Below are 11,710 nucleotides of genomic sequence, written 5' to 3'. Positions count from 1 at the left end.
ATGCATTTGGGGACAGCCGCGCTGTTTACCGGGGGCGTTGACCCTCGGCGCTTTTACCCTGTGCGCTCTTATGCTGTGCGCTTTTATACCTGTACGTCTGGCAGGGCAAAGCCGCCCGTGGAGCCGAAGCCCCCGGTGCCGCGGACGGAGTCGCTCAGTTCCCCCACGGCGACGAACTGCGCGTACTCCACGCGCTGAATGACCATCTGTGCAATTCTATCGCCGCGGCGGAGTTCTATCGCCTTGTCCCGGTCGGTGTTCAGGAGCGTCACGGCGATCTCGCCGCGGTATCCTGCATCGACTGTTCCCGGGGCGTTGACCACGGTGAGACCGTGCTTTGTGGCAAGGCCGGACCGCGGGTGGATCAGCGCCACGAAGCCGTCCGGAAGAGCGATGGATACACCGGTGGGCACGAGGCGCCGCTCCCCCGGTTCCAGCACGACGTCCTCTCGTGCGCGCAGATCGGCACCGGCGTCGCCGGGGTGGGCGTAGGAAGGGGCCTCCAGGCCGTCGTCGAGCATCTTCAGCTGGATCTGCACAGTGTGCTGCAGCGTGGGCTTAATGGCTGTTTGTTCGTCAGTCACAGTCCCTCACTCTATCGCCCGGGGTGCCGCTACTCCTATTGGGCAGGCGAAACCCGGCCGGGATGAAATGCCCCGGCAAAGATGGAAAGCTGGGTGCATGCCCGAATCGAGCGCAGCAGTGCCTGCCCACCACCAGCCGCCACAGGACGACACCGTCCTCTTTACTGAGAAGCTGTGGCCCAGTGCCTGGATCTGGCTGGTTGCGGCTGGGCTGGCTGGGGCAGGCATCCTTGTTTTTGCACCCATTAGCCCGGCCGCCGGGTTCACGGCTGCCGCGGTCCTGTTCGCCATCCAGGCCACCCTGCTCATTCTCTCGACGCCCGCCGTCACCGTCACGTCCCGGACGCTGCAGGTGGGTCGGGCAGTCATCGAACGCAGGCTGGTCGGTCAGGCGGAGGCGTTCCGCAAGGAGGAAGCCACGGCTGAGCGGGGCACGCGCCTGAACGGCCTGGCGTACCTTTGCATCCGCGGCTGGATCGATCCGGTGGTGCGGATTGACATCAACGACCCCTCTGATCCCACGCCGTACTGGCTGACATCCACCCGACGCCCGGAAGAACTCGTGGCCGCGCTTTCCCCCAAGTAACCACTGCCTGCCACTCAATCGCTGTTCGCCAAATAATCGCCGTCTGCCCAATGACTCTGCGCCCAGCAGTCCTCCCGGAAAGCCGGTCCCTCCGGTAATTTTTCAGCCTTCGCAGTCCCGGCAATACAGGAGGCCGTCTTTTTCGCGGGCAATCTGGGAGCGGTGCCTGACCAGGAAGCACGAGGAACAGGTGAACTCATCGGCCTGGGCCGGCATGACGCGGACCAGCAGTTCCTCTCCGGAGAGGTCGGCTCCGGGCAGCTCGTATCCCTCCGCGAGGTCGGCTTCGTCCTCTTCCACCACCGCGGTCGGTTTTTCGGCGCGCCGGGTCTTCAGCTCTTCAATCGAGTCCTCGTTGAGATCCTCTTCCGACTTCCTCGGCGCGTCATAGTCTGTGGCCATGGCCTGCTGCTCACACTCCGTCGACTCACATGGATGATGCAACGTGCACAACGCCGAAAGCGCCCGGTTTGTGCCCGGTTCGGGGCCATTTTTCCCTAAGAGCCGGGGAAAAGCCATAGCCCGGCCATGAGGGCGGCCGGCGGCCTCCTGCACGTGGAAGTCCTGCCCGCGGCCGCAAAGTCCCGGAATTTCGCGGCGCGCCCGCCGTCCTAACCGGAAAAGACGGGCTGCGGTGGCAGAGTTTCGAATGATAGTAAAGCCAGGGTGGAGGATTGTATGCAGGATCTACGGCTTGTAGGCGTCCACGACGACGGGGAGCATCTCCTGTTGAGCGGCGCCGGCGGCGAGATGTTCCAGCTGCCGATCAATGAAGCGTTACGGCTGGCGGCAAGCCGGCCCTCCGTGCGGAGGCAGGCCGCCCCAGTGACGGCCTTGTCCCCGCGCGATATCCAGGCCAGAATCCGCAGCGGGGCGACCGCTGCCGAGGTAGCCGAGGCCTCCGGGCTGCCGCTGGAAAAGGTCGAGCGGTATGAAGGCCCGGTCCTGGCCGAGCGCGAATACATCGCCCAGCAGGCCCGCAAGGTGGAGGTTGCCTCACCGGCCCCCGGCCACGACATCTACCGGTCGGCCTTCGGCGATAACCCGGCCACCCTCGGTGACATGGTGGGGCACCGCCTCACGGCGCATGGAATCTCTTCGTCCACCCTGGAATGGGATTCCTGGCGCCGCCCCGACGGCACCTGGACTGTGGTGGCAAGGTTCGAGACGCAGGCGGGCAGTCCCGTAACCATCGGCGAAGAGCCCCCTGCCATGTGGACGTTCAACCCGTCCCGCAAATCTCTGCAGAACGCCAACCGTTGGGCGCAGCAGCTCAGTGAGCTGGAGCCCCTGGACGGTCCCGTGCCCGCCCGCCGCCTGTCAGCGGTTTCCGACCGGCCATTCGACTTTGAAACCGACGCCGAGACGGCAGCCCGGAACAGCGCCGATCAGCAGAAGGACGCGGATGGCCTGCTGGACATGCTGCGCTCCCGAAGGGGTCAGCGGCTGGGTCTGGACGAAGACAGCGACGACGCCCTGGCGCTCCTGCTGGCTAACGGCGTGCCCGCAGCCCACCCCCGACCGGAGGAAGTCTCTGCCGCCCCGGCTTCGGACGAAGACGAACCTGCGGATGATGACACTGCTGGCGGGGCTACGGACTCTACGGCTGAGCACGGCGCTGCAACAACGCACGGACCTGCCACACGGCGCCGCGATGCCCGGCCCTCCATGATGTCCCGCCTGAGCCTGGCACCCCAGCACCAGACCTTCTCCGGCGACCGGGAGGATGATTCCCTCCAGCTTCACGAGGGCGTCAGCACCGACACCCGCGAAATTACCATCGTCCCGTCACCGCTGCGCCCTGTCGGAAGTGCGGGCCCTGTCGGAAGTGCGGGCCCTGCCGGAAGTGCGGGCCCTGCCGGAAATGCGGATACGGAAAATCCTGCCGCCCAGGACAAACCTGCGGAGCGGCCGACGGACCGTCCGGTCGAACGTCCAGCCAGCGCGTCCGCTGCGGGTAATCCAGGACTTGATGAGCTACTCGGCCGGGGAGTCCCCCGCCGCCGGCTTGATGCAGGCCGGCCAGCAACGGATCATGGAGCATCTCCGCGCCAGAACCAGGACAGGGAAGAACCAGAGCGCCAGCCGGCACGGCCGAAACGCTCAAGCGTCCCCAGCTGGGACGAAATTGTCTTCGGGACCAGGGGCGACTAGCAAGGCCCGGCGGCTAATCAGATTGCGCGGCTAATAGGGTCACGCAGCTAGTCCGGTTTAGGGCGCCTAGACCGGGCTGGCCGTCGGCGGTTGATTTGCCGCTACGCTGAGCTGCCCGCAACACTGCCGGCCCCGCGCCACAGGCAGGCATCGACCTCAAACGGCAACAGCTGGTCCTTCTGGGCCATGATGTTGGCCCCGTGGGCGGTCACGCGGCGCATGAAGTGCCGCCGGCACAGCGTCTCGTAGCCCACGGCAGGTGCCGTCCCGGCGTCGTCCGTCCCAACGTTGCCCGATGCTCCGGCAGGCAGCGCTTCTCCGGCAAGCGGGGCTGCTCCAGCAGGCGCTGCGCCTGCAGTTGTCTCTCCGGCGGCCGCGACGTCACCGACCACCACCTGGGCTCCCTCGGTGACCATGACGCCGTCGACCGTCCTGGCGTTGTGCGTGGCCCGGCGCCCGCACCAGCACAGCGCCTCCACCTGCAGCACCTGCACCCGGTCGGCAAGCTCGATGAGGCGCTGGGAACCGGGGAAAAGGCGGGTGCGGAAATCGGATGTGATGCCAAAGGCAAAGACGTCGATGTCGATCTCGTCCACTACCCGGGCGAGCTGTTCCACCTGGGCAGCCGAATAGAATTGGGCTTCGTCGCAGATGAGGTAGTCCACGCGCACGCCGTTGGTGCGGCGCAGCACCACTTCTTCCCAAAAATCAGTAGTGTCCAGGACTTCCACGGCGTCCGTCTCCAGGCCGAGCCGGCTTGAGATGCGCGATCCTCCGGCACGGTCGTTGCGGCTGAAGCGGACTCCGCCGCGGCCGCGGGCACGGTGGTTGTGGTCCATCTGGAGGGCGAGGGTGGACTTGCCGCAGTCCATGGTTCCCGAAAAGAAGACGAGCTCAGCCACGGGCTCCCCTGCGGCGGGCGGTCTTGGCGGAGGCCGGGCCTGACGTCCTGCCGGAGGCCTGGAAGCAGAGCAGCGGAACTTCCCGCTCCGCCTTGGTCAGGGAACCGTGCTGGCCCACCACCTCCATGGCGGTGGGACGCACGCGGCCGATGTCGTAGAAGGCCAAGGCATCACGGGCCGCGATCATGACGTCGCCGATGCGCTGTTCGACGCCGGGCCGGACCGGACCGAAGAGACCGGCGGCTATGGCTTCTTCCCGGGTGAAGGCCCAGATCCGCTCGCCGAACCTGCCACGCCACGCGTCCAGCAGGCGCTGCCGGCCGGCGCCGGCGCCGCTGCGGGAAGAGTTGTCCTCCAGGTACAGGTGCAGCATGCGCGGCTCCCCCGCCGTGTGCCGGACGCCGGCCACCAGTGCCGGGTCGGCGGAGTAGTCGATCCGCTGCGGCTCGGGCACGTCAAGCATGCCGTGGTCGGCGGTCAGAAGCACTGTGGTCCCTGCGGGCAGGGAAGAATCAAGGCGCTTGACGGTGGCGTCCAGTTCTTCCAGCTGGTGCTCCCACTCGGGCGACTGGCATCCGTGGCGGTGGCCGGCCTTGTCGAGGTCGTTCACATAGAAGTACATGAGGGACGCGTCCGTGCCGGCCATCGCCTCGGCAGCGGCGGCTGTGCGGGCATGTGACGTAATCGCTGAAACGAACGTGCCGCCACGGAGGGCTGCGCGGGTCATGGGCGAGTCACCGAATTGGGGCAGGCTGACAGTGGTGACGTCGACGTGTTCCGCGGCCCGCTCAAAAATGGTGGGGTACGGCTGCCAGTCCTGAGGGTCCACGCCGGCATCCCAGTTGCCCAGCATGTTGACCACCTTGTCCTGGGACGGATCAAGGACGTCATACCCGACCAGGCCGTGCTGTCCGGGAGCAAGGCCGGTGCCGAGGCTGGCGAGCGAGGCCGCCGTCGTGGAGGGAAATGCGGAATCGAGCCACACCGGGACCTCGCCCTGGCCCTGCTGCAGAACACCCCGGAGGAACGGGGTGTGCGCGGATTTCTGCTTCAGCAGGCCGCGGCCCAGGCCATCTGCGAGGACAACACAGATCCGCTTGGCGGCCGGCAGCCCGAGCCGGTTCTCGAAGCCGTCCACGCCGATGCTCGCGGCGGCGCTGCCAAGCACCTCGGCAACCGACCGCCGCCCATACGCTGGCGCAGGGGGAAGCGCGGATGACGCCGAAGGCGTTGAGGGTATGACGGGAGCGGAAAGGTCGTGGTCCGGCCCCATCTCAGCGCTGGTGTCCGCGGCTGAGGCGGTTGGAAAAAACGCCCATCCGGGGACGCGGTTGGGACGAGCGGCCCCCGTGCGGGACGGGAGCCGGGGAACCGGTGTTTACTGCGCGGAGCGCGCGGGCAAAAAGCTTGGCGTCCTGCACGGCCTGCAGCCCGTCCGCTTCGGCGGAGATGCGCAGGACGATGTCCTCCTGGGCGATGGTGCCGCTGTAGCCGTGGTCTGCCTCGCACTGCGGGTCACCGCAGCTGGCCGGGCCCATCTCGAGCCGCTGGCCGCCCGACCACGCGATGGACAGGGTGACTTCCCGGACCGGGTCAGAGGGCTTGTAGTTCTGCGGCTGGGAGTACATGTAGCTCAGCACCACGGACCGGATCTGGGCGACGGGGACGGACTCCGTGGAAATCTGCGCCACGATCTGCTCACCGGCCTCGTCGAGCTGCTGGTCATCCACGTGCGTGATCACAAGCATGTCCTCGGTGAGCACCAGGACGGTGATGTGGCGCCGGACTTCAGCACGGTCGAAGTGCGTCTCAAGGTGCACGAGGTGGGCAAGGCAGTCCCGGCCGTCGAGCGCGTCATCCACGACGTCGGCCACGAGGCGCGGGTAGAAACCGGCCTGCTGCAGGGCCCCGTCCAGGCTCTGGCCCTGGGCGGTGTGGTTGTGTGAGCTGTGGTGGATGGAAGCCTGGGGGCTGTGGTCAGGGGCCTGAGGCTTCGAGGTGGGAGGCTGGGAGCTCATTTCCCCATTTTCACAGATCGGCTTGGCACATGCTAACCGGGTGTTCAGTTGCGCAGGGCCCGGCGGGCGCTGTCAGTCCGCTGAGCCGCGTTGCCGATCCGCACGTCCGCCGCGAGGATGAACACGCCCTGCGGCGTGGCGAGGACGGGGTTGAACTCGACCACGGAAATCTCCGGATGCGCGTCCTTGAGCAGGGTCAGGCGGGCAGCCAGGTCTTCCAGCGCCGCGACGTCGACGGCGGGAAGTCCCTGGTAGCCGAAGAGCCTGCGGGAGGCGCGGGGACTGCGGATGAAGTCACGAAGATCGGCCCCGGACAGCGGCGGCACCCGGTGGGCCCAGTCATCCAGCAGGTTCACGGCGTCACCGGCCAGTCCGAAGGAGACCACGGGTCCGAGCAGCGGGTCCTCGATGGCCCGGAATGTGCAGGCCTGCCCCACGGGAGCCATGGCCTGCACTTCCAGGGATGACGAGCCGTAGCCTTCCAGCGCACGCCGCATTTGCGCGATGTTAAGCCTGAGGGACTCCGGATCCTGGATGTCGAGCCGCACTCCGCCCAGATCGAGCCTGTGCCGCAGCGTGGGGTCGGTTGTCTTGAGCGCCACCGGCCAGCCCAGCCCGTCCGCGGCGGCCACCGCTTCGTCGGCCGTAACGAAGCCCTCAGAGGGCAGCACCCTGATTCCGTAGTGCCCCAGCAGGCGGGCAGCGTCAGCCGGGGCCAGTTCCTTCAGCTGCTCCCCGCGGACGTCGTGAAGCAGCCCCTCAAGATCGGCGTGCGCGGCCTCACTGTTACAGCCTTCCGGTTCTGCGAACAGCCCCTGGTCGCGGTCCGCCCATTCGGCGTAGCGCACCACCGCCGACAGGGCGGCGACGGCGGCCCCCGGATTTGAGTAGCAGGGAACGGGCGGGGCGGGGGTGCCGTCCCCCACCATGCCCTCAACGTAAATGGAAGGGTCAAGGATGCCGGTAAAGGCCGCGACCACCGGTTTTCCGGCCTCCGCAGAACAGTCCGCGAGCGCGTCGGCGATCTTCTCCACGGTCAGCCCCCGGGCCGGCAGGAAAGCCACCACGGCCGCATGCACCTCGTCCCGGGCCAGGGAAGCGCGCAGCCGGCGCTGCAGTTCCGGCAGCGCGCGGGACATGCCGGTATCCAGGTCGAGGTCGGCCACGAGGTCCTGGATACCGAGCCCGTGGGATGCCGCGCTGTCCGCCACGACTTTTCCGAGCGCCCCTGAGTTGCTGAACACGGCGACGTCGGCGCCCTTGGGCAGCGGCTGCGAGGAGACGATCTGTGCAACATCCATGAGCTGCTCGATTGTTTCCACGCGGATCACTCCGGCCTGGCGCATCATTGCGTCGAGTGCGCCCGGCGGGGCCTGGGTGGTGCGCACCGCGTGCCCCGGCGGCAGCTGCAGGCCCATGGAGCTCGATTTGGCGACGATGACGGGCTTGGTGAGGGCGAGACGGCGGGCCAGCCGGGAGAATTTGCGAGGGTTGCCGATCGACTCCAGGTACAGCCCCACGGCGGAGGTGTCGGCGTCGTCCTCCCAGAACTGCATCATGTCGTTGCCGGAGACGTCCGCGCGGTTGCCCGCGGACAGGAAGGTGGAGATGCCGACGCGGCGGCGGCTGGAGGCCGCGTACAGGGCCACCCCGATCGCCGCTGACTGGCTGAACAGGCCCAGCCCCCCGCGGATGGCGAGGCTGGGCGCCATGGACGCGTTAAGGCACACCGCCGGATGCGTGTTCACAATGCCCAGCGAAGCCGGTCCGATCACCCTCATCCCGTTCGCCCGCGCCTGGCGGACCAGCGCCCGCTGGCGCACCAGGCCGCGCTCCCCGTCTTCGGCGAACCCGGCCGACGCCACGAGGATTCCCTTCACTCCGGCAGCCGCGCATTCGTCGACCACCTTGGGGACTTCCTCGTAGGGCACGGCGATGATGGCCAGCTGCACAGGCCCGGGAACTTCCGAGAGTTTGCCGAAGGACAGCATCCCGGCCAGTTCAAACGCCTCAGGGTTGATGGCATAGACCGGGCCAGGGAACCCGCCTCCGATAATGTGCTCAAGGAGCTGGTATCCCACCGTGCCCCACCTGCGGCTCGCACCGATCACCGCAACCGACGACGGCGCGAGCAGGTCCCGCACGCTCCTCGCCTCTGCACGGTGTTCCCGGGCTTCCATCACCGCACGGGATTTGTCCGTGGGGTCGATGTTGAACTCCAGGCTGACCACGCCGTCGTCGAAATGCCTTTTGACGTCGTAACCCGCCTCGGAAAAGACCGTCAGCATTTTCCGGTTCTCCGGCAGGACTTCGGCGGTGAAGCGGCGGATGCCGTTTTCACGGGCAGCAGCGGCCAGGTGTTCCAGCAGGATGGAGCCGATGCCCCGGCCCTGGTGCCTGTCGGCGATGTTGAAGGCCACCTCGGCTTCCGAAGGGTCATCCAGCCTGTCGTAGCGGCCGATGCCAATGATTTCCCCGCCGATGGTGATCACGAAGGCAACCCGGTTTCGGTAGTCCACCTCGGTGAACCGCTTGAGCTCCTTGGTTGAAAGGCGGGCCTTGAAAGAGAAGAACCGCATGTAAATCGAGTTCTGCGACTGTCCGGTGTGGAAGGCCTGTACGGCGTCCGCATCGGTAGGATGGATGGGCCGCAGGTGGGCAGTTCCGCCGTCCCGCAGCACGACATCGGCTTCCCAATATTCCGGATATTCGCCGTCTGCGGGATGTTCCACCATAGGCTTAGCCTAGCTAAGACTTCCGAAGTGCACCCCAAAAAGGATCTACCAGCCCCATGGCCCGCCGCCAGAGTTCCACCCCCGCAGGGGAAATTGTCCAGGACTACACCGAAAACATCGTAGACATCGACGTCACTTCCGAAATGGAAGGCTCCTTCCTGGAGTACGCCTATTCCGTCATCTACTCCCGGGCGCTTCCCGACGCCAGGGACGGGCTCAAGCCCGTGCAGCGGCGCATCCTGTACATGATGAGCGACATGGGCCTGCGGCCGGACCGCGGCCACGTCAAGAGCGCCCGCGTGGTGGGCGAGGTCATGGGAAAGCTCCACCCGCACGGTGACACCGCCATTTACGACGCCATGGTCCGCATGGCCCAGGACTTTTCGCTGCGGCTTCCGTTGATCGACGGACACGGCAACTTTGGATCTCTCGACGACGGCCCTGCGGCCCCGCGTTACACGGAGGCCCGCCTAGCGGCGGCCGCCCTCACCCTGACCGACCACCTCGACGAAGACGTTGTTGATTTCGTTCCGAACTACGACAACCAGCTCACCCAGCCTGACGTCCTCCCGGCAGCGTTTCCCAACCTGCTGGTCAACGGCGCCACGGGCATTGCGGTGGGCATGGCCACCAACATGGCCCCGCACAACCTGGTGGAAGTCATCTCCGCGGCCCGGCACCTGATCGCCAACCCGGATGCCACGCTGGATGACATCATGCAGTTCGTGCCCGGCCCCGACCTTCCCACCGGGGGCCGCATCGTCGGCCTGGACGGCATCCGGGACGCGTACGCCACCGGCCGCGGCTCCTTCAAGACCCGCGCCAAGGTGGAGGTGGAGCAGCTGTCAGCCCGCCGCACGGGCCTCGTTGTCACCGAACTGCCGTACATGGTGGGCCCGGAAAAGGTGATCGAAAAGATCAAGGACGCCGTCAACAGCAAGAAGCTGGCGGGTATCAGCGACATCGTTGACCTGACCGACCGCAAGCACGGCCTGCGCCTGGTCATTGAGCTGAAGAACGGCTTCAACCCCAATGCGGTGCTCCAGCAGCTCTACCGCTACTCGCCCATGGAAGACTCCTTCGGCATCAACAACGTCACGCTCGTGGACGGGCAGCCGCAGACCCTGGGCCTGCTGCAGCTGCTCACTGTCTACGTGGACCACCGCCTGACCGTGGTGCGGCGTCGCACGGCGTTCCGGCTCGGGAAGAAGAAGGACCGCCTGCACCTGGTGGAGGGCCTCCTGATTGCCATCGTGGACATCGATGAAGTCATCCAGATCATCCGGTCCTCGGATGAGGCGTCAGCAGCGCGTGAACGGCTGATGTCCATCTACGACCTATCGGAGATCCAGGCCAACTACATCCTGGAACTGCGCCTGCGCCAGCTCACGAAGTATTCCCGGATCGAGCTGGAGAAGGAGCAGGACGAGCTGCGCCGCGAGATCGCCGAGCTCGAAGCGATCCTCGCGTCCGACGAAATGCTGCGTGATCTGGTCTCCGGGGAACTGGCGGAGATCGCGGAGAAATACGGCACTCCCCGGCGAACTGTGCTCCTGGAGTCCGAGGCTGTCTCCCCCACTGTCTCAGCGGCAGCAGTTGGCCTTCAGGGCAAAGCCGGCGTTAAGGGCAAGGCTGCGCCGCTCGCCCTGGAAATCGCGGACGATCCCTGCTGGGCCATCCTCACTGCGTCCGGGCAGATCGCCAGGACGTCCAATCAGGACAGCCTCGCCGAATCAGGGCCGCGCTCCAAGCACGATGTGTTCCGCTCCGTCGTGAAGACCTCGGCCCGGGGCGAGATTGCGGCCGTCACGTCGCAGGGGCGGATGCTGCGCATCCAGGTGATGGACATGCCGGTCCTCCCTCCGATGTCCGGCCTGCCCAACCTGGCCGGCGGTGTCCCTGCAAAGGACTTCATAACGCTGCTGAAGGGCGAGTCGCTGGTGGCGTTCGCGCCTCTGGATGAAGTGCTCGCGATCGGTACCGCCCAGGGCGTTGTGAAGCGCGTGCAGCCCGACTACCCGCTCAACCGTGAGGACTGGGAGGTCATCGCGCTTAAGGACAAGGACAGCGTGGTGGGCGTCGCACCGGCCGGGAGCGACGACACCGAGCTCGCCTTCCTGACCCGCCAGGCCCAGCTGCTGCGCTTCAGCGCGGCCAATGTCCGCCCGCAGGGCCGGACGGCTGGCGGCATGGCAGGCATCAAGCTTGCACCGGGCGACCAGGTGATCTTCTTCGGCGCCGTTGCCCCCGGCGATGAGGCCGCCGTCGTCGTCACCATCTCAGGGACCGACGGCGCGCTGCCGGGCACCGCGCCGGGAGCCGCGAAGGTGACCGCGTTTTCCGAGTACCCGGCGAAGGGCCGGGCCACCGCCGGAGTCCGGGCACACCGCTTCCTGAAGGGCGAGGACATCCTGCTGCAGGCGTGGGCCGGCCATGGGCCCGCGAAGGCGTCGTCCCTGGCGGGTGTGGCACGTTCGCTCCCCCAGGAACACGGGCGCCGCGACGGTTCGGGCATTCCTCTCTCGCAGGCCGTGGAGGCGATCGGACCCAGCATGGCGTGGGCTGGGGCTGCAGAGTCCTAGACCGCCGCGCCTGGCCTGCAGGGCCGGAGGCGGTTGGCCCCGGACGGCCGGGGCCTAGGGCGTGTCTCCTAAAGCTGTCAGCCAAATGCTGACGGCCCGGAGGACGGCTCCGCCGCGGTAAGTGAGTGCGAGTTTGTCGTAGCGCGTTG

9 protein-coding genes are annotated in these 11,710 nt (G+C 66.9%); 3 read left to right on the top strand and 6 right to left on the bottom strand.

The features are described from left to right. Window positions 1-83: 83 nt before the first annotated feature. The gene (dut, locus tag ACIP9X_RS19900) at window positions 84-584 is read right to left on the bottom strand and encodes a dUTP diphosphatase (RefSeq protein WP_400481488.1); all 501 of its coding nucleotides are present in this window, start codon (window positions 582-584) and stop codon (window positions 84-86) included. A 97-nt stretch (window positions 585-681) separates the two neighbouring features. Here dut and ACIP9X_RS19895 point away from each other — a divergent pair, with 97 nt between their 5' ends. Continuing rightward, a complete protein-coding gene (locus ACIP9X_RS19895) occupies window positions 682-1,170 on the top strand; it encodes a DUF3093 domain-containing protein (RefSeq protein WP_400481487.1) in 489 nt (162 codons plus the stop codon). 102 nt (window positions 1,171-1,272) lie between these two features. Here ACIP9X_RS19895 and ACIP9X_RS19890 read toward each other — a convergent pair whose 3' ends face one another. Beyond that, complete coding sequence (locus ACIP9X_RS19890) at window positions 1,273-1,572, bottom strand: DUF4193 domain-containing protein (RefSeq protein ID WP_400481486.1); 300 nt, start codon at window positions 1,570-1,572, stop codon at window positions 1,273-1,275. A gap of 276 nt (window positions 1,573-1,848) precedes the next feature. Between ACIP9X_RS19890 and sepH the strand changes: the two genes are divergently transcribed. Then, window positions 1,849-3,324 carry a septation protein SepH gene (gene sepH, locus ACIP9X_RS19885; protein WP_400481485.1) on the top strand — a complete coding sequence of 492 codons (1,476 nt, stop codon included), beginning with the start codon at window positions 1,849-1,851 and terminating at the stop codon, window positions 3,322-3,324. A 101-nt stretch (window positions 3,325-3,425) separates the two neighbouring features. On the opposite strand, the gene ACIP9X_RS19880 is transcribed toward sepH, so the two are convergent. The 4 genes from ACIP9X_RS19880 to ACIP9X_RS19865 are packed head-to-tail and all read right to left on the bottom strand — an operon-like array spanning window position 3,426 to window position 8,979. Continuing rightward, a complete protein-coding gene (locus ACIP9X_RS19880; protein ID WP_400481484.1) occupies window positions 3,426-4,226 on the bottom strand; it encodes a thymidine kinase in 801 nt (266 codons plus the stop codon). Continuing rightward, on the bottom strand, window positions 4,219-5,499 hold the full coding sequence (locus ACIP9X_RS19875; RefSeq protein ID WP_400481483.1) for an alkaline phosphatase family protein: 1,281 nt from the start codon (window positions 5,497-5,499) through the stop codon (window positions 4,219-4,221). Before ACIP9X_RS19875 ends, ACIP9X_RS19880 begins: the two co-directional genes overlap by 8 nt. A 1-nt stretch (window position 5,500) precedes the next feature. Next, entirely contained in the window at window positions 5,501-6,244 is a 744-nt protein-coding gene (locus ACIP9X_RS19870) for a DUF5998 family protein (RefSeq protein WP_400481482.1), read from the bottom strand. A 44-nt stretch (window positions 6,245-6,288) separates the two neighbouring features. Further along, a complete protein-coding gene (locus ACIP9X_RS19865; protein WP_400481481.1) occupies window positions 6,289-8,979 on the bottom strand; it encodes a GNAT family N-acetyltransferase in 2,691 nt (896 codons plus the stop codon). Window positions 8,980-9,035: 56 nt separating this feature from the next. Between ACIP9X_RS19865 and ACIP9X_RS19860 the strand changes: the two genes are divergently transcribed. Next, entirely contained in the window at window positions 9,036-11,561 is a 2,526-nt protein-coding gene (locus ACIP9X_RS19860; protein WP_400481480.1) for a DNA topoisomerase (ATP-hydrolyzing) subunit A, read from the top strand. The last annotated feature ends 149 nt before the right edge of the window (window positions 11,562-11,710 follow it).

Origin of the sequence: Arthrobacter sp. NPDC093125 (assembly GCF_044754225.1) — a bacterium.
In the GTDB taxonomy this organism is placed as follows: Bacteria; Actinomycetota; Actinomycetes; order Actinomycetales; family Micrococcaceae; genus Arthrobacter.
This window is presented reverse-complemented; position numbering and strand designations above follow the sequence as displayed.